Annotated in this window: 19 protein-coding genes; 9 read left to right on the top strand and 10 right to left on the bottom strand. The window is 33.7% G+C overall.

Annotated elements, in window-relative coordinates:
• The first annotated feature begins 20 nt into the window (after positions 1-20).
• A complete protein-coding gene (locus tag EV144_RS15055; RefSeq protein WP_134149996.1) occupies positions 21-512 on the top strand; it encodes a hypothetical protein in 492 nt (163 codons plus the stop codon).
• 318 nt (positions 513-830) lie between these two features.
• Positions 831-2,189, top strand: coding sequence for an NAD-dependent succinate-semialdehyde dehydrogenase (locus tag EV144_RS15050; protein WP_134149995.1), 1,359 nt, complete (start codon positions 831-833; stop codon positions 2,187-2,189).
• A gap of 88 nt (positions 2,190-2,277) precedes the next feature.
• Here the strand turns inward: EV144_RS15050 and EV144_RS15045 are convergent, their stop codons facing one another.
• Together EV144_RS15045 and EV144_RS15040 are read right to left on the bottom strand one after the other, a co-directional pair.
• Entirely contained in the window at positions 2,278-3,198 is a 921-nt protein-coding gene (locus tag EV144_RS15045; RefSeq protein ID WP_134149994.1) for a phytanoyl-CoA dioxygenase family protein, read from the bottom strand.
• Between the two features lie 199 nt (positions 3,199-3,397).
• Positions 3,398-3,808: a winged helix-turn-helix transcriptional regulator gene (locus EV144_RS15040; RefSeq protein WP_134149993.1), complete on the bottom strand. Its 411-nt coding sequence runs from the start codon at positions 3,806-3,808 to the stop codon at positions 3,398-3,400.
• 102 nt (positions 3,809-3,910) lie between these two features.
• Between EV144_RS15040 and EV144_RS15035 the strand changes: the two genes are divergently transcribed.
• From EV144_RS15035 to EV144_RS15015, 5 genes are all read left to right on the top strand, one after another.
• Positions 3,911-4,678 (top strand): SDR family oxidoreductase, encoded by a 768-nt coding sequence (locus EV144_RS15035; RefSeq protein WP_134149992.1) that lies wholly within the window; start codon positions 3,911-3,913, stop codon positions 4,676-4,678.
• 112 nt (positions 4,679-4,790) lie between these two features.
• Positions 4,791-5,408, top strand: a complete 618-nt coding sequence (locus tag EV144_RS15030; protein ID WP_134149991.1) for a TetR/AcrR family transcriptional regulator — start codon at positions 4,791-4,793, stop codon at positions 5,406-5,408.
• Positions 5,409-5,463: 55 nt separating this feature from the next.
• Positions 5,464-6,795 carry a TolC family protein gene (locus EV144_RS15025; RefSeq protein ID WP_134149990.1) on the top strand — a complete coding sequence of 444 codons (1,332 nt, stop codon included), beginning with the start codon at positions 5,464-5,466 and terminating at the stop codon, positions 6,793-6,795.
• Between the two features lie 11 nt (positions 6,796-6,806).
• A complete protein-coding gene (locus EV144_RS15020; protein WP_134149989.1) occupies positions 6,807-7,898 on the top strand; it encodes an efflux RND transporter periplasmic adaptor subunit in 1,092 nt (363 codons plus the stop codon).
• Positions 7,899-7,904: 6 nt separating this feature from the next.
• Positions 7,905-10,970 (top strand): efflux RND transporter permease subunit, encoded by a 3,066-nt coding sequence (locus EV144_RS15015; RefSeq protein WP_134149988.1) that lies wholly within the window; start codon positions 7,905-7,907, stop codon positions 10,968-10,970.
• A gap of 90 nt (positions 10,971-11,060) precedes the next feature.
• On the opposite strand, the gene EV144_RS15010 is transcribed toward EV144_RS15015, so the two are convergent.
• The gene (locus EV144_RS15010) at positions 11,061-12,188 is read right to left on the bottom strand and encodes a LytR/AlgR family response regulator transcription factor (RefSeq protein ID WP_134149987.1); all 1,128 of its coding nucleotides are present in this window, start codon (positions 12,186-12,188) and stop codon (positions 11,061-11,063) included.
• A 207-nt stretch (positions 12,189-12,395) separates the two neighbouring features.
• Here EV144_RS15010 and EV144_RS15005 point away from each other — a divergent pair, with 207 nt between their 5' ends.
• Complete coding sequence (locus EV144_RS15005) at positions 12,396-13,364, top strand: heme-binding domain-containing protein (RefSeq protein WP_134149986.1); 969 nt, start codon at positions 12,396-12,398, stop codon at positions 13,362-13,364.
• Positions 13,365-13,379: 15 nt separating this feature from the next.
• Positions 13,380-13,847, top strand: a complete 468-nt coding sequence (locus tag EV144_RS15000; RefSeq protein ID WP_134149985.1) for a cytochrome P460 family protein — start codon at positions 13,380-13,382, stop codon at positions 13,845-13,847.
• 125 nt (positions 13,848-13,972) lie between these two features.
• Here EV144_RS15000 and EV144_RS14995 read toward each other — a convergent pair whose 3' ends face one another.
• From EV144_RS14995 to EV144_RS14965, 7 genes are all read right to left on the bottom strand, one after another.
• The gene (locus EV144_RS14995; RefSeq protein ID WP_134149984.1) at positions 13,973-14,431 is read right to left on the bottom strand and encodes an RNA methyltransferase; all 459 of its coding nucleotides are present in this window, start codon (positions 14,429-14,431) and stop codon (positions 13,973-13,975) included.
• A gap of 42 nt (positions 14,432-14,473) precedes the next feature.
• Positions 14,474-15,907, bottom strand: a complete 1,434-nt coding sequence (locus EV144_RS14990; protein ID WP_134149983.1) for a glycosyltransferase family 2 protein — start codon at positions 15,905-15,907, stop codon at positions 14,474-14,476.
• Between the two features lie 2 nt (positions 15,908-15,909).
• Positions 15,910-16,740: a hypothetical protein gene (locus EV144_RS14985; RefSeq protein ID WP_134149982.1), complete on the bottom strand. Its 831-nt coding sequence runs from the start codon at positions 16,738-16,740 to the stop codon at positions 15,910-15,912.
• Between the two features lie 2 nt (positions 16,741-16,742).
• Entirely contained in the window at positions 16,743-17,957 is a 1,215-nt protein-coding gene (locus EV144_RS14980; RefSeq protein WP_134149981.1) for a YaiO family outer membrane beta-barrel protein, read from the bottom strand.
• On the bottom strand, positions 17,958-18,323 hold the full coding sequence (locus EV144_RS14975; RefSeq protein WP_134149980.1) for a response regulator transcription factor: 366 nt from the start codon (positions 18,321-18,323) through the stop codon (positions 17,958-17,960).
• Positions 18,324-18,399: 76 nt separating this feature from the next.
• A complete protein-coding gene (locus tag EV144_RS14970) occupies positions 18,400-20,388 on the bottom strand; it encodes a GAF domain-containing hybrid sensor histidine kinase/response regulator (RefSeq protein ID WP_134149979.1) in 1,989 nt (662 codons plus the stop codon).
• Positions 20,389-20,495: 107 nt separating this feature from the next.
• Positions 20,496-21,254 carry a phosphatase PAP2 family protein gene (locus tag EV144_RS14965; RefSeq protein WP_134149978.1) on the bottom strand — a complete coding sequence of 253 codons (759 nt, stop codon included), beginning with the start codon at positions 21,252-21,254 and terminating at the stop codon, positions 20,496-20,498.
• Positions 21,255-21,640: the final 386 nt, after the last annotated feature.

The raw sequence follows: 21,640 nt of genomic DNA, 5'->3' as shown, positions 1-21,640 counted from the left end.
CAACTTTAAATCAATAAAAAATGGGATTATCAGGTCTGGGAATTTTTCACACCATTATAGGTGTTGCTGCAATTATAGCGGCTTTAATAGCTTTTATTAAATACGGTAAAATTAATTTGAACACATTGTCCGGCAAAATATATTTTTACGGAACAATCATTACATCGTTTACCTCATTAGGTATTTCAAAACACGGCGGCTTTAATCCGGGTCATGCATTTTCGATTTTTATCATTTTTTTGGTTTTAGGGGCATATTATTTAAACTTAAAAAGAGAAAAGAGCAGAAGAGCCCGTTATTTTGAAAACTTCTTGCTGTCTTTTAGTTTTTTTCTGTCACTCGTTCCAACAGTTAATGAAACTTTTACCAGAATTCCCGTAGGGCATCCTTTGGCAAAAGATATTAAAGATCCGGTAATTGGAAACACACTTCTTGTTTTATTACTGCTTTTTGTCGCAGGTTCGATTTATCAGTTTAGAAAGCAGAAACAGTTTCATAAACAGCAGGATTAAATGGTTTAACTTTTGTCTGTAGATCTTTTTTGGATGTCAGTTTCCTGTCTTGGATATTCTGATTGATGATGAACAATCATCAATCAGAATATGCTTCTATGATTATGGCTTTAATAAAACTTTTACGAATCTTGGGTTAAATCACTTTAAGCTGACAGAAAGTAATGTTGATTCTTGGCAGTACCGACGCACCTGATGTTGGTATTTCCAGTCATCAGCAGAAAATCATGTTAAAAAAAGCCTTCTAATTTAAAAAAAGGAAGAATAATTTGTACCTTTTTAGAACCCTTGATGAACTAAGGTTATAAATATAATAGTATGATACAATCTATAAATCCATATACCCAAAAGGTAGTATTTGAAGTTAAAGAATTTGATAGCAAAGAAATTGAAAATGCGATTGATAAAGCAGATGAGCAGTTTAAAAACTGGAAAACGGTATCTTTTGCAGAACGTTCTAAACTAATGAAAGCTGCTGCAGTTGAACTCAGAACTTTCTCTCAGCATTATGCTTCTATCATTACAAGTGAAATGGGAAAACCAATTACACAAGCATTAGCAGAAGTAGAAAAGTGTGCGGCGCTTTGTGATTATTACGCCGAGCATGCTGTAAATCAGCTTGCAGATAAACCAATTGAAACAGAAGCTCATAAAAGTTATGTAAGTTATGAACCCATAGGTGTTGTATTGGCTATTATGCCTTGGAATTATCCTTTTTGGCAGGTAATGCGTTTTGCAGTTCCGGCACTTATGGTAGGAAATACTGGGATTCTTAAACATGCCAGTAATGTAATGAAATGCGCCGAGAGTATAGAACAGGTATTTGCAAAGGCAGGATTTCCTGAAGGATGCTTTACGAATCTTCCTATTGGCAGTAAAATGGTAGAAAGTATTATAAGAAATCCTAAAGTAAAAGCGGTTACCCTAACCGGAAGCGAAACAGCAGGAAGATCTGTAGCAGCAATTGCCGGAAGTGAAATCAAAAAAACGGTATTGGAATTGGGTGGGAGCAATGCTTTAGTTGTTTTTGCAGATTGTAATTTAGAGCAAACTGTTAAGACGTGTGTAGAAGCCCGTTTTCAAAATGCAGGGCAAAGCTGTATCGCTGGTAAACGTCTTTTGGTAGAAGCTTCTATCACGGAGGAATTTACAAAAGCTTTTCTGGGAGCTGTCGGGAATCTTAAAGCAGGAGATCCTTTAGTTACTAAAACCACAATTGGCACGATGGCACGTGAAGATCTTGCCGAAGAACTTCAAAAGCAACTTGATGCAACATTAAGTGACGGAGCAACATTGCTATTGGGAGGTCAGCGAGATAAAGCTTTTTTTGAGCCAACCGTAGTTACGGACGTTACAAAAGAAATGTCTATTTTTAAAGAAGAAATCTTTGGCCCCGTTATCGGTATTACCACTTTTGAGAATGAAGAAGAAGCTGTTGAACTTGCTAATTCCAGTCCCTTTGGTTTAGGTGTTACGATTTTTACAGAAAACTTTGAAAAAGCTACTAAACTGATACCTAAATTTGATGACGGTGCTGTGTTTGTAAACGAACTTGTAAAAAGTGATCAAAGACTACCTTTCGGCGGAACTAAAAATTCAGGATACGGTCGTGAACTTTCGACTGATGGCATTCAGGAATTTGTGAATAAGAAAACGGTTTATATTAAGAAAAATTAATTCTGCGCGGAGCGATAAATAAAAAAGTACAGTTAATACTGTACTTTTATTTTTTACAGGAAAATGAAATTTTTAGATTAGCAATTCATTAAATCCATTCTCCAGAAGTACTATAATCATTTGGTAAATAGGTAAGATATTGCACCATTCTTGGGCTTTTTCCTTTATTTGGCGTTGCGCAATGGGGCAGTCTGTTATCCCAGATTACAAAATCTCCCGCATTACCCGCTATTGGTTCCGGTTTTAATGTTTTAAGTGCTGTCTCTCTGGGGTTTTCGTCTGGGTTGAGATTGTCAAGCCATTGGTTTATTTGGTTATGAAATCCCGGAACGCAATGAAAAGCGCCGTCAGCAATACCGCAATCAGTGAGGTAGAGTAGTCCCTGAAGTGCAAACGGAATAGGCTGTTTTAAACTGGTGTCCCAATGCAGTGCACTTCCTAAAAAAGTAAATTCTTTGGTTTCTGGAGGACTAAAGCTTACTTTATCTATAGTTTTGTAAATATGAGTTGTATTGTAAAGCTGTTCATAGGCTTTTTTTATTCTTGGCGAGAACCGGTTTTTATTTAAAGTTTCATGATCAGAAAAATTAAGCATTAAGCCTTTTTGGTTTTCATGTCTGTTATACCAGGTTTCTTTTTTGTCGGGATCCATTTCTAAGTAATTCCAAATTGCCTGCTCTGTATTTTCGCAGTCATTTTTTGAAACAGCTTTTTTAATGATGATGTATCCGTTAGTTTTCCAAAATATAAGATCTTCTTCCGATAACACATTTTCTGTTACATCTTCAGATTCTGTATTCTTGTTTTTTGTTCTGTTATTAATCCAAATTTTGAAAGTTTCAAGATCAGGTTTTTCAAAATATAAAAACTGTAAAGTATCTTCCATTCCAATTCCCAACTCGTATAGGGTTTTAACCTCGTTGTCCCAAGTGTGAGTTTCATCTGTAGTAGAAACACTTGCAGGATTTGTACTGCGTTTCCATAGTTTTTCAAGAACGGTCAACTGCATATTTTTGGATTATTTTAGTTTATAGCTAAGTACAATTATTTTGTAAAACTTTTATTCTTACTAATTTATGAGGTAATCATTAATTACAAAAGTAAGATTTTTCAATAGATTATAAAATAAATTATTCCAGATCGCAAAACTTCGCAATTTGAAACTATAAAGTAACTCCAAGCCCTAAAAACAGCTAATAAGTTATCTATTAACTAATTTTAAGCTCATTAATAGCATTCTTAATAAATGCTTCTTTATCAGTATTCATTGCTGCCAATATTCCTTTTCTAACTTCTGGGATTTCCGTATATTTTTCTGCCCATAAATTTATCTCAACAATTATTGGTACTAAATCTATTCCTTTTTGGGTTAATTGATATAAAACTTTGGCTTTACTTTCTGGATGTTCCAGTTTCTGAATTATTCCATTTTCTTCTAATGAAAGCAATCTTGCAGCTAAAATATTGGTTGCTATTTTTTCATCCGACTTAATAAATTCTCCGTAAGTACATTTTTTTTTCATCATTAAATCCCTTACAATCAACAGTGACCACTTGTCGCCAAAGGCTTCAAGCGAATAACTTACGGGACAGTCTGACCTCTTTTTTTGATCTTTCATAAAATAAATTTAAAATCACTTGCATTTTACAAGTAAGTGGTTTTATATTTGCACTTGCATTTCGCAAGCAAATATACTAATAATAAATTAAACCAAGAAATTATGGACTTAAAAGGAAAAACAATATTGATTACCGGCGGTTCTGCCGGAATAGGATTAGAGGCAGCAAAACAATTTATTGAAGAGGGAGCTAAAGTAATTATTACAGGAAGAGATCAGAAAAAATTAGATCAGGCTAAGAAATTATATCCTTCTATTACAGCAATCAAAAGTGATGCTTCGAGCCAGGAAGCAGCAGTTGCATTATACAATGAAATAAACCAACTAGGAGGTATTGACATTTTGTATAATAATGCTGGAATTGTGTATGGTAAGGATAATTTAGGCATTAGCAATCCTAAACATTTTGAGAAAGCTGCAATAGAAATCAATACCAATTATTTGGGCGTTATTCTGTTGAATGATCTTTTTATGGATATGCTAAAATCCAGAAAGGAAGCGGCCATTATCAATACATCGTCTATATTAAGTTATACTCCGGCAAATCTTGTTCCTACTTATTCGGCATCAAAAGCGGCAGTTCGTTTTTATACAGAAGCTTTGAGAGATCATTTAACAATGATTAGAAGCAGTGTAAAAGTTTTTGAATTATTACCTCCATTAGTAAAAACAAATATGGCAGAAGGTATGGACGGTAAATCTATTACAACAGATGTACTTATAAATGCTTTGATAAAAGGACTGAAAAACAATACTTATACGATTAGAGTAGGAGATACAAAAGCCATTTATTTGTTGAATCGATTTTTTCCAAAATTGGCTTATAAATTATTAAACCCAAAAGGTTTAAGTGAAAAATTGCAATCTTAACCTTTTTATTTCAATAAAAATGAACTTTAATAAAAAAAATGAACGTTGTTCAAAATAATTTATATCTTTGCTCTAAGGTTTTGACTTTGTTCTGCCTAAATTGTAAACAATTATGAGTACACTTGATAGAAAAGCACGAGAAAAAGAAGCATTAAAGGCACTAATATTAAAAGGTGCCAAAAAGCTTTTTGTTGAAAAGGGAATTGAGCAGACTACTATAAGAAACATAGCTGAAGAAATTAACTACAGCGTAGGAACAGTATATGTTTATTTTAAAGATAAAAATGATATCCTGCATGATCTTCATTCTATTGGTTTTCAGGAATTAAACGGTTATTTTCAGGAATTGTTAACGATAGATGATCCAAAGGAACGCATAAAAAAAATGGGCTTGACCTATATAAAATTTGCTTTGGAAAATTCTGAAATGTACGATTTAATGTTTAACCTAAAAGCGCCAATAGAGTTCCTGCAAAACTCAGAAAATGAAGATTGGGACGAAGGTTGTTCTGCCTTTGACCTGGTAAAAAGAACGATTGGAGAATGTTTAGACAAAGGCTATTTTAAAGGTCATAGTTTAGAACCGTTATCTTTTATGATTTGGAGTTTGGTGCATGGTATGAGCTCTCTGGAAATTCACCAAAGAATTAAAAACGTAAATTTTACTAATCCAGATACCATCTTATTTGATGGATATAATGAATTTTTAAAAATAATAGAAAAGCTTTAAAAAATTTTTTAACCAAAAAATGAACACTGTTCAAATTATAAACAATGTATAATAAATGAAAATAATAGTAAATTTTGCGATTCTCTGTTTCGGATATCTGGGATATTCACAAAGCAGATTAGACAGTTACATACAAACTGGTCTAAAAAATAACGAAGTAATAAAGCAGCATAATTTTGATATCAACAAAAGTATGTATGCGCTAAAAGAAGCGCGTGCCTTATTTTATCCTACTGTTTCCTTAAACGGAAATTATACCAAAGCAGATGGAGGAAGGACAATTGATATTCCGATTGGCGATTTGCTCAATCCGGTTTACAATACTTTAAATCAGATTACAAATTCGAATGCTTTTCCAACTTTAGCAAATCAGTCTGTATTGATTAATCCGGATAATTTTTATGATGCTAAGATTCACACCACAATGCCTTTGCTGAATTTTGAAATCATTTACAACAAAAGAATTAAAAGCCAGCAGACTTCTTTACAAAAAATCGAACTTGAAATTTATCAAAGGGAATTGGTTAAAGAAATTAAAATTGCTTACTACAAATACCTGCAGTCTGTTGAGGGAGTTAAAATTTATCAGGATGCGTTGGTTTTGGTTAAAGAAAATCAAAGAGTCAACCAATCTTTATTCAAAAATGATAAAATAAACCGAACCGCAGTTTTACGAAGTGATAATGAAGTAATACGAATAAGCGCCAATTTAGAAACGGCAAAGCAAACGAGCAATAATGCCAGATCTTATTTTAATTTTTTATTAAATGAAAAATTGGATTCTTCAATAGAAGCAGAAGAAAGTGACGCTTTGCCTACGGAAGCCACTTCAGAAAATACCCAAAACAGAGAAGAGTTACAAAAATTGACTCAGGTAAAAGAAATAAACGAAAATGTAAGCAAACTAACCAACTCGTATTGGTTTCCTAAAGTAAGTGGTTTTGCAGATTTCGGAATTCAGGATTTTGATTTTGAAGTCAATAAACAGTCTCGTTATTATTTTGCGGGAGCAGGTTTAGAATGGAATATTTTTTCGGGCAATAAAAACAAATTCAAACTAAAACAAGTACAGGAAGACAGCAAAAAAATCAGTTCGCAGATCGACAATGTAAAACAACAGTTACTGTTGCAATTTCAGGTTTCGCAGAATAATTTAAAAGCTGCATTGGAACAATTCAACGCCGATAAAAATCAAAAAGTAGCCGCAAAAAAATACAACGACGATATTACCAAATTATACAAAGAAGGACAGGCAATATATATAGAACTTCTGGACGCACAAAATCAATGGGTAAATGCCCAGCTTAATACTAATATTTCACTTTACAATTCCTGGATCGCTTTCGCAGAATTAGAAAGAGCCAACGCAACATTTACTTTTAATTAAACCCAAAAATCATGAAATCGAAGATTCACGAATACCAAAAAAATAAATTTACTCTTGTGAGTAAAAAAGTAATTATACTAGGACTTTTAATACTGCCTCTTTTTTACGCTTGTAAAGAAGAAAAAAAAGCACAAACACCATTTGAAACCGCAGATGTAATTCCAATAAAAACCGCTGTGGTTCAGTCTTTAGGACTTATAAACAACATAAGTGCCTCTGGTTTGGTAACAACAGAAAATCAAGCTAATTATGGTTTTAAAATTGGTGGCATTGTAAGCAAAATTTATATAGAAGAAGGACAATTCTTTAAGAAAGGACAGCTTTTAGCATCATTAGACGCAACCGAAATTAATGCAGGTTTAAACCAAACTGATCTTAATGTAAAAAAATACGAACGCGATTATAATCGTGCCAACAATCTTTATAAAGACAGCGTGTATACATTAGAACAGCTTCAGAATACAAAAACAGGTTTAGACATTGCCAGAAAACAGAAAGACGCTGTTGCTTTTAATGCCCGTTATGCCAAAATTTATGCTGCTGCTAATGGTTTTGTATCCAAAAAAATAGCAAACGAAGGAGAAGTTGTAGGCGCAGGATCTCCAATTCTGGCTATAAATGAAACAAGTCAAAACAATAATTATCTATTAAAAGTGGGTTTGACAGACAAAGAATGGGCAGCTGTAAAAATAGGGCAGAAAGCAACCGTAACGTTAGATGGTTATCCTGAAGAACATTTTGATGCTTTTGTTTTTAGAAAGTCACAGGCTGCAGATGCTGCGTTGGGCTCTTTTCAGGTTGAGTTAAAACTGAATTTAGAGAAAAGCAAACCAGCCGTTGGTATGTTTGGCAAAGCCGAAATAAAATCAGTTAACACAGAAGATTTTATCATTATACCGTACAACTCGCTTATAGAGGCAGATGGAAACAAAGCTTTTGTGTTTATTGTAGAAAACAACAAAGTAAAACGTAAGCCTGTTACGATCAATAAATTTGAAAATAACAAGGTGTTTATAAAAGACGGACTTGCGAAAACAGATCAAATCGTGATTTCTAACAGCGCCTATCTCAACGAACAATCAACGATCAAGATCATTAAATAATACATCATGAAGATAACAAACTTTGCCGTAAAAAATTATCAGTTTACACTGATTATATTTCTTCTGGTGGCCGTCGTAGGATATCTTACGCTGTTTACAATGCCCCGTGCAGAAGATCCATCAACACATCCGCCTCAATATCTGATTACCGTAATTTATCCTGGAACAAGTCCGAAAGATATGGAGGAACAAGTTGTAAAACCTATCGAAAATAAAATTTACGGACTCGAAAACATTGAAAAAATACTAACCACAGTTGAAGATGGCGTAGCAGCGTTTCAGGTAAAATTTAAGTATGGAGTAGATGTTGATAATAAATATCAGGAGATTTCTACGGAAATGAATGCACTTAAAAACAGCGAACTTCCAAAAGATATTTATCAGATTAAAACAGAAAAAATTGCTTCTTCAGATGTAAAAATTCTGCAGGTTGCTTTAGTTTCAGAAAATGCATCCGACAAAAAACTTCGTGATGAAGCCGATAAACTAAAAACAAGAATAGAAAAAATTACCAATCTTAAAGATGTAAAATATTCTGGAATTCCAGAGCAGGAAATCCGCATTGACCTTCAAATGGAAAAATTAGCACAACTAAAAATTCCGTTGAATGTTGTTATGGGAAGTCTGCAAAGCGAAGCAGCCGATATTCCGGGAGGAAGCATAGATCTTGACAGTAAAGTCTTTAATGTAAAAACCAGCGGTAAATTTAAAAACGCAGATGATGTTGCCAATACCGTTATTTATAATGCCAACGGAAAAATAATTTACATGAAAGATGTAGCCGAAGTAGGTTATAAATCTCAGGTTGTAGATCATATTACCCGCATAAACGGACACCGTTGCGTGCTGGTTACAGCAGGAATGAAAGACAATGTAAATATTACCGATGTTCAGAAACAATTTATGCCCATCGTAGAAGAATTCGCCAAAGAGCTGCCTCAAAATATCAAACTGGTAAAAACCTTTGACCAGGCCAATATGGTTTCGCAGCGTTTAGGACACCTAGGCTTTGATTTTGCACTTGCTATCATTTTGGTTATTATTACATTATTGCCGTTGGGAGTAAGAGCTTCTGGAATTGTGATGATTTCGATACCGTTATCATTGGCGCTAGGGTTAATTGCGATGAATGCTTTTGGTTATTCTTTAAATCAGTTAAGTATTGTGGGTCTGGTAGTTGCTTTAGGATTGTTAGTTGACGACAGTATTGTGGTTGTTGAAAACATTGAGCGCTGGCTGAGAGAAGGTCATTCTAAAATGGATGCGGTCCTGATGGGAACAAAACAAATTGGTCTTGCCGTGGTTGGTTGTACAGCAACTTTGATAATTGCCTTTTTACCGCTGGCTTTTCTTCCAGATGTTTCGGGCGAATTTATTAGAAGTTTACCAATGGCGGTTATTACCAGCGTATTGGCTTCTATGATTGTAGCCTTAACATTGGTTCCGTTTTTGGGAAGCAGATTTTTAAAAACACACGAACATAACGAAGGGAATATTTTTCTTCAATATCTGCAAAAATTTCTAACAAGATCTTACAGCCGTATAATGCCAAAAGCATTAAAATTTCCAAGAACTACAATTGCTATTTCAATCGCTTTGAGTATCACTGCATTTGGATTGTTTAAAGTAACGGGATTTAAATTGTTTCCAACTTCAGAAAAACCAATGTTTCTTATTAATATAAAATTACCTCTTCAGGCAAATATAATGGAGAGCGACAGAGTAACAAAGATTGTAGAAGCAGAGTTGAAAAATCATAAAGAAATTGTTTTTTATACTTCGAATGTTGGAAAAGGAAATCCGCAGATTTATTACAATGTGCATCCACAAGACAGAAAACCCGATTTTGCGCAGATTTTTGTTCAATTGGATGATGAAGCAAAACCTTCGGACAAAACCGATTTGATAGAAAAATTGCGAACAAAATTTAAAACCATGCCTTACGCCAAAGTCGAGGTAAAAGACTTTGAACAAGGAACGCCATTAGAAGCCAATATTGTAGTTCGGTTGTTTGGCGAAGATCAGGAAGTTTTAAGAAAATTGTCTTTTCAGGTAGAAAGTATTCTGCGAAAACAAGAAGGAACGGTTTACATTAACAATGAGCTGAATACGTATAAAACCGATGTTAAAGTAAAAATCAACAAAGAAAAAGCCAGAACATTGGGCGTATTAACCAGCGAAGTAGATAAAGTAATTCGTCTTTCTGTAGCAGGTTTAACTGTCGGAGATTACATAGACGATCAAGGCGACGCGCGAAATGTAACACTTACTTTGCCAAGAGATAAATTTTCGAATCTGGATGCGTTAAAAAACTTGTACGTAAATAATATTCAGGGAACGCCAATTGCGCTAAATCAGATTGCAGAAATTTCTTTTGAAACTTCGCCAACGGCAATTAATCACTTTAATAAATCCCGTTTTGCAAAAGTAAGTGCGCTATCACAAAAAGGATATTATGCAAATGATTTGCTGACGCATATAGTTCCGAAACTGGATAAATTAAAAATGCCAAAAGGCTATTATTATAAATTATCTGGAGAAAAAGAATCAGAAGGCGATGCTTTGGGAGGAAACTTTTTGGCTGTAATTATTTTAAGCACCTTCTTGTTTATTGCCGTTTTATTGCTTCAGTTTAAAACATTTAAAGGGATTATAATTGTGTTGTCGATTATTCCGTTAGGAATTTTAGGAGGCGTGACATTGCTGATTATTAACGGAAGTCCGATGTCATTGGTCGCCATAATTGGTTTTATCGGTCTTTCCGGAATACAGGTAAAAAACTCGCTCTTGCTGGTAGATTTTACAAATCAACTTAGACAAGAAGGAAAGTCGATAGATGAAGCCATTGCCATTGCAGGCGAAACACGTTTTCTTCCGGTTGTATTAACTTCTATTACAGCAATCTGTGGATTGATTCCGCTGGCTTTAAACTCAAATCCATTAATCGCACCTTTGGCAATTGTATTAATTGGAGGATTGATAAGTTCTACAATTCTTTCCAGAATTGTAACACCGGTAATGTATAAATTGATTCCGCCGAGTATTGAAAGCATTACGGAAAAAGAAGATTAATAAACATTATTTTATAAAAGTAAAAAATCCAGATAACGTAAGCTATCTGGATTTTTTTTTGAAGTATATCTTTAAATAAAAATTACTATTTTATTGATCCAGCCATTGCTTAAATTCAGCGACTTTATTTTTACTGATAATAATTTCAGTGGCAACAGCAGTTTTTAGTTTTAGCTGCAACTGATTTTTTCCGTACAGCAATATGGCTTGTATAACTTCTATATTAATAATAAATTGTCTGTTTGCCCTGTAGAAGGTTGAATTGTCCAACCATTTCATGATTTCGTCAAGACTGTTACTGCTGGTGTATTGACGTTCTTTAAACGTACAGATATAAGTAATTCCGTTTTCTAGAAAAATATAAGCTATTTCCTTGATGTCTAATTTTATAAGTTCATCTTTATGATAGGTAATTATCCTTTTTTTGGAAGATTCAATACTTAGTAGATTATTATCTTCAGTATTGGTATAATCTGTCGTATGTTGTATTCTTTCCTGAGATTTATTAAGATGTTCATTCAAAATCTGTAACTCGCTAACTTGACTGTTCAGATTTTTAATTTCCAGTTCGATATCTGTGTCGTATTTTTTATAAATAAGTCGAATAATAAGATAACAAGAAAACGTAATAAGTAAAGTGCTTAGAAGTAAAGTCACAAAAAATTGCAAGTACAAACTATACAGTTGCTCCTGCAAAACTTTTAAGTTGGCGTGCGAGGCCACCATCCAATCGGTTTGTGCGACCGGATAAACATTTACAATTTCAGAACTTCGGTTTTTATTATTGGGAAAAGTTCGCAAACCGCTGCTTTTTTTCCCTCCTTTTAATACAGAATTAAATGGAGCATTTGTTTTATTTGAAGTTACTTTTATTTCCGAATTATCGTCCTGTATTACAATACCAATAAGCGCCGGATTAGGGTGACATAATTCAATTCCTTTTTGGTTATACATGCAAATAAAATCACTTTTAAAATCGGTATTTTCAATGCTTCGCTGTAGATTTTCGATAACCTTTGCTTTTGTCAGGCCGCTTTTAAGCTGTTGTTCCAGAAGAGCTGCAATTTCTCTAGTTTCTCTTTCTCCAGATGTTATTTTACTATTCCACAATTCTTCTCTCGCTGCATAATATAGATAAATAGAAGATGCCAGACTTATCAGCAAAACGATACTGCTGATTGCAATAAGAATACGGGTATACAATCGTGTTTTATTCATTGGGAATTCGGTTCTATATATTGAAAAGATTCATTAATTTTATAATGACTCTCTTTTATTTCTTAAAAGCTAAATTAGTCAAATTATCCAAACTTAAATATTCGGCTTTAGGGTTTAAAATTTCCCTTTCCCCTTAATTTCCTAAACTGAATTGACGCTATACTTGTAGTTTTGAACTCATAAATAACAATTTTAAAAAATGGTTTTATGAAAAAAGGTTTAAAAATAACACTTTATATTTTGGCAGGAATTGCTGTTGTGCAATTTTACAGACCAAAAGATTTGGAATATCAGGCATCTCAAAAAGACCTGACCAATGTACCAAAAGAGGTAAATGCTATTTTGAGAAATTCCTGTTTTGCCTGTCATTCTAATGAAAATAGACTGAGCTGGTACGATAAAATAACGCCTGCAAATATTGTTGTGAATTCTCATATTGAAGATGGCCGTAAAGCGCTTAATTTTTCGAATTGGGATTCTCTGGAAAAACCGCAGCAAAATGCTACATTATATTATAGTTTTAATAAAATCTTATCGGGAGAAATGCCACTTGCTAGCTATACGGCAGTACATACCGAAGCTAAATTGAATAGTGCAGATATAAACGTTTTAAAAAACTACATAACAACTCTTGCTCCAAGAAATGCCACTATTGCAGTGAATAACAAACCAGATAATAAACCAGTAAAAGAAGAAGTTCATTCTGATAAAAACCTCGCTAAAAATGTTTTGCCTTCTCCTAATGGAATTGCTTATATCCCAGATTATAGAGGATGGAAAGCAATAAGTACTTCTGACCGATTTGATAATGGCACAATGAGAATCATTTTTGGTAATGATAAAGCGGTAAAAGCAATTAAAGAGCATCAGACGAATCCTTGGCCTGATGGCGTAATTTTTGCAAAAACCGCCTGGAAACAAAATATTGCTGCTGATGGAACTATTTCGGTTGGAAAATTTATTCAAGTGGAATTTATGATTAAAGATGCTAAAAAATATGCAGCGACAAAAGGCTGGGGCTGGGCGCGCTGGAAAGGCGACAATTTAAAACCTTATGGAGAGGATGCCCATTTTGATCAGGAATGTATTCAATGTCATAATCCGGTAAAAAATAATGACTATGTTTTTACTTTACCGCTGCATTTTGATGCTAAGAATTACAAAAATTACAACTAATAAAAAGAAAACACCATGAAAATTACCCTATATAGTATCGCAGTATTCACGCTATTTTTGGCAAGCTGTCATTCACCAAACAAAAATAATTTAAATGAAGAAGCTTCTATTCATTCCTTAGAGCAACTTCCTGAAAATCCGTTGCTTCTTATCCCGATGTCTTTTTCTATTAATCCGAAGCAAAAAAAGATGTCTACTTTATACGGAAATAAAATAGCGATGCATTATGCGCAACAAAAAGAGGGAAATGTTTATCCGTCAGGTTCATTATTGTATGAAGTAACCTGGGAACAAAAAGCAGATTCTTTATGGTATGGCGCTAATATTCCGGGTAAAATCAGTAAAATCGAACGAATAAAATTTACGGAAAAAGAACCTGAATATTCGCTTTACAGCGGATTTCCTTTGAGAAAAAATCAGTCTCAGGATGCAGCAGAACGCATTACAGCAATTGTTTCTCAGCCTTTAGCTGTAAGTCCTTAAATTTTATTTAGGCCTTGACAAAAATCTACTTTTGAATGATATAAAAATACTAAATGCAAAAAATGCGCAAAGTCAGAGACATTGCGCATTTTAAAATGTATAATTATAAAAGCTAAGATTTTGTTTTAAGAACGCGGTTTAGCTAAGTTTCTGTCGTACATGATAATTGTTCCTGCCACGGCCACATTTAAACTTTTTTCGGATTTAAATTTTACTAAATGATGGCATTTCGCCATTACTTTTTTTGATAAGCCGTGATCTTCTGCACCTAATAAATAAACACAACGTCTTGGATGTTCAAAGGTTTCTAAGTCAGAAGCTTTTTCGTCTAATTCAACACCAACTAATCGCGCTCCTTTTGGTAAGTTTTCAAAAAAAGCTTCAAAAGTATCATAATGAAAATAAGGAATTGCTTTTACAGCATCATGAGTATCAGACGCTTGTTTGGCATATCGATTTCCTATGGTAAATATAAAAGTAGCCCCTAAGTTTTGAGCAGACCGCCACAAAACACCTAAATTTTCGGGCGTTTTACCATTTTGTATTCCGATCCCAAAATATTCATTTATAAAATTATCATTCATGGGGCAAAAATACAAACTGTAGGCAGAAAAATCAATAAACCGTTACTCTTTCTTAGTAAAACCTTTTCGCGTCATTTCGCCCCAGCCTTTGGTTCCCATGATTTTTTCTTTATAACCCACAAGTGCTGCATATACAGCTAGAGGATGAAAATATACGGGCTCGATAAAAGCGGCCAATAAAAGTTTTAAGAAATCAACTTGTTTTGGATATTTGTGATAGGTTTTTTCTTCACTATAAAGTGCCATTACCGAAAATAAAACAGCAAAGAAGTAAACAAATAGTACAAGTATAACAAAAAAGTGCCAGTGAAGCAGACCGAATATAATAAATAAGACCGTTATAAAAAGCCCTGTAAATTCTATTGCGGGAGCCAGAAATTCAAATAATGCCCAGTACGGAACGCTTACCATACCCAGTAATTTGTATTTAGGATTTAGAAACATTCTTTTGTGGATGCCAAGTGTTTCTATAGTTCCTCTCATCCATCGGCTTCTTTGTTTTTTGAATATTTTGAAATCTTCTGGTGCTTCTGTCCAGCAAAGAGGATCAGGAATGTAACGTACGGTATAAGGTAATTTATTTTCAAGCATATAACGTCGCATTCTCACAACCAGCTCCATGTCTTCGCCGACAGTTTTAGTGTCATAACCGCCAGCCAACAGAGCAATTTCTTTATCAAAAGCACCAAAAGCACCGCTTATTAATAAAAGTCCGTCGAGTCTTCCCCAAGCCATTCTTCCCAAAAGAAAAGCTCTTAAGTATTCTAAAACCTGTATTCTTGGTAGCATACCATCGGGTACATTTATCTCTACGAGACGTCCATTTTTTATAATGCATTGATTGGCAATTCTGACTACACCGCCAGTTGCAATAACGCGCTTACCAAAAGATTCTAAAAATGGTTTAGCCAATTTTAGCAAAGAATCTTTATCCAGAATACAATCAACATCAATGCATACTACATAAGGGTTTTGTGCAATATTTAGTCCAACATTTAAGGCATCGGCTTTACCGCCATTTTCTTTGTCTACAACTATAAGTTTTTTGTATGCAGCATTTCTGGATGTATATACACCTTTGATCTTTTTTGTTTCAATTTTTGAATTGATGTTAAAATCCGTAAGAACAAGATCATATTTCTTGATCAGGATTTCCATCGAATTGTCTTTACTTCCATCATTGACTACAATTACTTCGTAGTTGTTATAATGTAATGAAAGTAAAGATTTTACATTTTCTTCAATGGTAAAACCTTCATTATAAGCAGGGGCAATCAACGAAAGTTTTGGCGCAAATTCGCTTGTAAGAAGCACATTATAATCAACAAAACTATTTTTTTTGAGATATTTCCTTAATTCTTTTGTAGAAAGATACGCCAATATAAGGTACGAAGACATGATCAATATTGCATAACCCAGAATGAGGAGCAGATATAGATTAAAAAAGGCTGTTATTTCGGTATTAAAAAAGGTCATTCTTATATTGTTAAACTGTTGAATGTCTGCAGTACATTTTGAGCTTCGTATTGTATTTGTGTATTGGGAGCTTTGGCCGCCAATTCTTCTACGAATGGCACTTTCTGAGAAAGTTTTAGTTCCTTAATAAGTTTCAGCCCAAGCGCAATAACAGTAGTATTTTTTGATTCCAGTAAAAGTTCAACACCTTTTGTGTCGCCTATATCATGTTTCTTAAAAGCATTGATAATATTAATCTGAGTCCAGTCGTCGATAGGGTAAGGGTGCTCTGTAAGATGTACGATACCTTTTGTTCCAGCAAGTTTTATACAGGCATTTAATGCGGTTATTTTTAGGGTTTTATTTCTTGCTTTCGAAAAATTTAATATGGTTTCAAAAGCTTCTGTCACATTCATTTCTGCGAGTTCAGTAATTCCTTTGCATTTCTTTTCCCATTTTAGACTTTTAAGTCTTTTATGCGATCGATCTATTAATCCTGATTCTTTGTAAAATTCTTCCAGTTTTTTAGCATAAACACCTTCGTAATTTTTGTGAAGGTTTATAATAGAAGCTGTTAAAACAGATCTGAAAAAAGGTTTTTTATGAAGAAGGGCATAATTTTTATCTTCCTTAATTTCTGAAAGAGACAAATCCTGAAAAATCATCGAAAACATTAATTTTTCAATAATTTCAGTATATTCAATATTTAATCTTTCTCTTCTTATATTTTTATTACGACTCCAGATAATCAATAAATAAAGAATAAATGCTGCCGCTATAAACAAATCGATTGATGTGGTAAGAAAAGGTTCTACCCATGCACCGCTTTTATAAAGTTCCCACAGTTTTGTCATAATTAAAAACGTTTAGTAATAATTATTTGAGCATTAAGTCTGTGTCTGTATTCAGATGGCAAATATTCTTCGTATTCGTAGAGAAGAACTGGTCGTACAAAAAAAGAATCGCCAATGCGCTGCTGGTATTGTAAGCCTATTCTATACGCTTTTAGAGGCTCTATAAAGTTGTTATAAAGATAGAGATAAGGAACATTTCCGTATTGTAATTCCAGCCTGATGAGGTTTTCTTTTTCTTCATTGGTATGCTGAATACTTAAAACATGCGAAAATAATTCGTTTGCAGTATCATAATATGGTCTGTAGGCGAGGGTATAACTGCCGGTACGATAGGCCGCTTGTCCTGTAAGCAAGGTTACGTCTGTAGTATCAAAGTGCAGATATTTAAGTCCCAGCGAAAAATCAAAGCTTTTTAGTGGAGCAAAATAATATTCTAATCCAGCCTTTGCAACAGGAAATATAGTTTTGCCTGTAGAAACGCCGGTATTTACATATAAATAATTTCTCTTAGAAAAGGTTTGATAATAATCTGCCTCAAACAACATTTGTGTGTCGTTGTTTACATACCCAACGTTAGCACGACCTACCAATGATGATTTACTAAATTTATGTGCATATTCTACATAACCATAATGCTGTGGTGCTTGTCCCGGATCGTAAGTAGAAATATTTAAATAAGAAATTGCTACTGCATCTTTTGATTTATGCGCAATTAATGTACGAAGTGCCGAAATTTTTTGTGTGCTGTTATCCGTAACGTATATTTTTTCTAAAAGGGCAGAAGCTTCTTCATCACGATTTAAGCTTACAAGTGCATTCGCTTTAATTAGTAATACGTCGGTAGAATTGGGATCGATAGCTAAGTATTTATCACAATAAGTAATGCATTTTTCCAATTGTTCAGACCAGTAGTAAATGTTAATCACAGCCAATAACGCATCTGGATTAGGATTAGCTCTGTCTGTTAATGGAGTTAATATTTCTAAAGCTTTGTTATAGTCTTTTTTCCAGCTGTAAATGCGTCCGGTATATATTGTTAGATCTTCATTTTCAGGGAATTTTTCGCGTAAAGGAGCAAGCAGCGAAAGTGCTTGATCGTAATGTTCCTTTTCAACTTCACTTTTAGCTTTTGCCATAGTCGCATCGATATTAATTTCCTGCGCCATTACTGCGGAAGAAATAAACAAAAAGGCGATTAAAAAATAGAATAACTTCATTTAAAAGCTTGTATTTAATAATTTATTAATTCTAACTAAAAGTACTGCCGGACTTATCGGTTTTGCAATAAATTCGTTTGCACCTATATCAAAACAATCCAGTTCGGTTTGTTCTACACCAGAAGAAGTAAATATAATTATTGGGGTAACAGCGCCAAGGCTGTTTCTTACGTGTTGTGTAATTTCCATGCCGCTTACACCGGGCATATTTATATCGGTCAGGATCAGATTGTAACTATTTTTTTCAATAGCACTCATAGCATCTTTTCCATCAGCAAATTGGTCAACAGTAAATCCTTTAGATTCTAAGAAGAATGATAGTGATCTTCTTAATATATCATTATCTTCAGCTAAAACTATTCTCATTTTTAATTCTTTTAGGGGCAAATTTAAATCTGCAATTTTAGGTAGTCATGTAAAAATATAGCATATTTTTCTTATATCATAACTCATTTAAGTTTTTAACTACCTCAATAATTCCACATTGTAAAATATTTAAACTATTTACCGTTTCAGTCGTAAAATGACCGCTTCGGGCTTCTTCTTCAATAATAATCAAACATTTACTAAGATCATCGAGCAGAAACATATCCAGACTTGATCTCATATTATGTGCTATTTTCTGTACCGTATCTGTATCATTATTTTTAAATGCTTCATCGAGCTGCGCAGTATCATTCGGGATTTTTTCAACAAAAAGACTGATCATTTCCCTCATAAAGTTTACATCTCCGCACGACATTTCGTCCAGAAAAGAAAGATCCACTTTTCTCTTTTTGGGCTGTAGACTATCCTTTGTCATTACCTTTCTTATGGTTTCTAAAAGTGCGGTCTGCTTAAAAGGTTTAGGCACATAACCATCCATTCCAACATCATAGCAGCGTTCCTGTTCGCCTACAAGCGAATGTGCTGTCATAGCAATAATCGGAATAGTCGAATTCATTTCATGACGGATATATTCTGTAGTTTGATATCCATCCTTAACAGGCATCTGTAGATCCATAAGTACCAGATCATATTCATTTTTGGACAACAATTCTATTCCGGCTTCACCATTGTCGGCAATGTCAAGTTCAAAACCAAAATTATGAATAACACTTTTTACAAGTTTTTGATTTAAAACATTGTCTTCGCAAAGCAATATTTTAAGTTTTCCGAGACTATTTTTAGATGCCGATTTTACTGGCTTTTCTGAAGTATCTGCTTTTTTATAAGAAAGAACAAAGAAAAATTCTGAACCACGGCCAACCTGACTTTTTACTTCAATTTTGGCATCGTGCAATTCTACAAGTTGTTTTACGATATTTAAGCCAAGACCTGTACCGCCAAATTTACGTGTTGTACTTTCTTCGGCTTGTGTAAATCGCTCAAAAATAGTGTTGAGTTTATTTTTAGGAATACCTATACCAGTATCCTTTATTGTGAATCGAAGTGAATAATGATCGTCTGTTTCATCTACCATTTTTACCGAAACCGTAACATCGCCTTCTTCTGTAAACTTAAGTGCATTTCCGGTAAGGTTTACCAGAATTTGGTTTAATCTTCCCTGATCTCCAATTACGATATCTGGCATATCAGCATCCAGAAAAAGATTGAATTCTACGTCTTTACGAACCTTAACCTTTAGTAAATTATAGACGTGTTTAAGTGTCTTTTTTAGATTGAAAGGTTGATTTTCAATAGCAAGATTTCCTGATTCAATTTTAGAAAGATCCAGAATATCATTCACAATAAGCAGTAAATTTTCTCCCGCTATTTGTACACTGTCAATATAATCACGCTGTATTTCATCTAGTTTTGTCTGTGCCAAAAGATCTGTAAATCCAATAATTGCATTTAATGGCGTCCTGATTTCATGGCTCATATTAGCCAAAAAACTATCTTTTGCCAACACGGCACGTTCAGCGATTCTTTTCTGAGCGTCGAGTTCAAAGTTTTTTGTTCCTAATTCTAATTGGTTTATAACGTGTTTTGCGACAATCGAAAGTGCATTACGCTGATTTTCGTTAAGCTCTTTGGTAACATGATCTATAGCGCAAAGCGTTCCAATATTATAACCATCTGGAGTTGTAAGCGGAATTCCGGCATAGAATCTTATTTTAAAACCACCGGTAACATTCGGATCATCTTTAAATTGATCGTTTAAAAAAGTATCGGGCACTTCAACCATTTTGGAGTCCATAATGGTATATTGACAGAATGAAATTTCTCTTGGAACTTCAGAAACTCCAATTCCAATTTCAGATTTAAACCATTGTCGGTTTTCATCTATAAAAGAAATGTGCGCAATTGGCACACCACAGATGTAAGAAACAAGTTTTGTAGCATCATCAAAAGCAGTATCTGGCAGGGTATCTAATATGTTATAACGCCTTAATGCAAGTAGGCGTTCCTGTTCGTTATGTGGTATTGGAAACTCTTTATTATTCATGTTGTCAAAAGTAAAGTGTATAAATATAAAATCAAATAAACTTTAATAAAAAATAGCATAAATAATAAGGCGTCTACTGGGTTTGGTCGTATTTTTGGTTAGTTAAACTAAAATGTTCTGCTGTAGCAAATCATATAATTTTGTCCGTCATAAGCAGGGGCTAAAAACGATGTCGATTTATTTTCTTTATTCTTAAACAATTTTCTGGTAATATAGGGATTCATCCAATAAGCAATTTTCGTACTCAATATTCCTATACCTGCACCAGTGGCAACATCGGTAAGCCAGTGGCGATTATTGTACATTCTAAAAACGCCTGTCGCAGTTGCAACGGCATAACCGCCAACACCATACCATATAGATTGGTCTTTATATTCCTGGTATAAAAATTCTGCTCCGGCAAAAGCCACCGCAGTATGCCCGGACGGAAAAGAGTTATTAGAAGTCTTATCTGGTCGTTCTACTTTTGAAATTGATTTTAATGTAAATACTGTTGTCGTCATAATAATAAGCGAAGTACCTAATATTACCGACCGATCTCTCATATTATTTTTGCCTTTTACACCAAAAGCATTAAGCGCGTAAACAGAAATTGCTGGAACATATCTGGAAAAATCATCAATCGAGACTTTTCGGTCAATGTCTTCTGTAAATTCGTCACGAATCTGTGTATTAAAACTTTTTATCTGTCCGCTTTCATTTCCCCAAAAGCCGTAGCCAATTAGTACTGCTGGTATAATAAGCTGTTTGTAATTAAATTTAATATTTTGTACCGTGTCTTTAGCAATGCTGTCACTTTGCATTTTCGTTTGCGACCAGCCAGAATAGCCGAAGAGAAGTAATTGCAAAATAATAATTTTTCTCATTTGTAAATTTGAATTTATAATTTAAGGTCTATTATTTATTGCAGTTTTCGGAACCTAATAATACTAAGATAGTAATCTTTTTCGTATTGTTCAATTTTAAGACTGCCAATTGGTTTTCAAATTAATACTTTATTTCAAAAGTGATTGCAATGAGATATTTTATTAAGCAAAAATTAATTTTAAAAATTTCAGAAAGCGCTTTATGGTATGATATGTAGTATTAATAATTCAAAATAGATCAACACAACCGATTGTTTTATAATTTGTTTGTTTATATTTGTTTATTCCACTAATAATTAAATGTCAAAAAACAGATCGTTGAATTGATTAATAGTTGCATTGAATTTTAATTTAATAATCATTTTTATAATGTCCCAACAAAAATG

Origin of the sequence: Flavobacterium sp. 270 (genome assembly GCF_004368785.1) — a bacterium.
Classification (GTDB): Bacteria; Bacteroidota; Bacteroidia; order Flavobacteriales; family Flavobacteriaceae; genus Flavobacterium.
This window is presented reverse-complemented; position numbering and strand designations above follow the sequence as displayed.

Bases quoted from the DNA above. Each gene is read 5' to 3' on its own strand.
- EV144_RS14975 (WP_134149980.1), bottom strand. From the start codon at position 18,323: ATGAGAATAGTTTTAGCTGAAGATAATGATATATTAAGAAGATCACTA.
- EV144_RS14970 (WP_134149979.1), bottom strand. From the start codon at position 20,388: ATGAATAATAAAGAGTTTCCAATACCACATAACGAACAGGAACGCCTA.
- EV144_RS15005 (WP_134149986.1), top strand. From the start codon at position 12,396: ATGAAAAAAGGTTTAAAAATAACACTTTATATTTTGGCAGGAATTGCT.
- EV144_RS15025 (WP_134149990.1), top strand. From the start codon at position 5,464: ATGAAAATAATAGTAAATTTTGCGATTCTCTGTTTCGGATATCTGGGA.
- EV144_RS15015 (WP_134149988.1), top strand. From the start codon at position 7,905: ATGAAGATAACAAACTTTGCCGTAAAAAATTATCAGTTTACACTGATT.
- EV144_RS14985 (WP_134149982.1), bottom strand. From the start codon at position 16,740: ATGACAAAACTGTGGGAACTTTATAAAAGCGGTGCATGGGTAGAACCT.
- EV144_RS15020 (WP_134149989.1), top strand. From the start codon at position 6,807: ATGAAATCGAAGATTCACGAATACCAAAAAAATAAATTTACTCTTGTG.
- EV144_RS15050 (WP_134149995.1), top strand. From the start codon at position 831: ATGATACAATCTATAAATCCATATACCCAAAAGGTAGTATTTGAAGTT.
- EV144_RS15000 (WP_134149985.1), top strand. From the start codon at position 13,380: ATGAAAATTACCCTATATAGTATCGCAGTATTCACGCTATTTTTGGCA.
- EV144_RS14990 (WP_134149983.1), bottom strand. From the start codon at position 15,907: ATGACCTTTTTTAATACCGAAATAACAGCCTTTTTTAATCTATATCTG.
- EV144_RS14980 (WP_134149981.1), bottom strand. From the start codon at position 17,957: ATGAAGTTATTCTATTTTTTAATCGCCTTTTTGTTTATTTCTTCCGCA.
- EV144_RS15010 (WP_134149987.1), bottom strand. From the start codon at position 12,188: ATGAATAAAACACGATTGTATACCCGTATTCTTATTGCAATCAGCAGT.
- EV144_RS15035 (WP_134149992.1), top strand. From the start codon at position 3,911: ATGGACTTAAAAGGAAAAACAATATTGATTACCGGCGGTTCTGCCGGA.
- EV144_RS15030 (WP_134149991.1), top strand. From the start codon at position 4,791: ATGAGTACACTTGATAGAAAAGCACGAGAAAAAGAAGCATTAAAGGCA.
- EV144_RS15040 (WP_134149993.1), bottom strand. From the start codon at position 3,808: ATGAAAGATCAAAAAAAGAGGTCAGACTGTCCCGTAAGTTATTCGCTT.
- EV144_RS14995 (WP_134149984.1), bottom strand. From the start codon at position 14,431: ATGAATGATAATTTTATAAATGAATATTTTGGGATCGGAATACAAAAT.
- EV144_RS14965 (WP_134149978.1), bottom strand. From the start codon at position 21,254: ATGAGAAAAATTATTATTTTGCAATTACTTCTCTTCGGCTATTCTGGC.
- EV144_RS15045 (WP_134149994.1), bottom strand. From the start codon at position 3,198: ATGCAGTTGACCGTTCTTGAAAAACTATGGAAACGCAGTACAAATCCT.
- EV144_RS15055 (WP_134149996.1), top strand. From the start codon at position 21: ATGGGATTATCAGGTCTGGGAATTTTTCACACCATTATAGGTGTTGCT.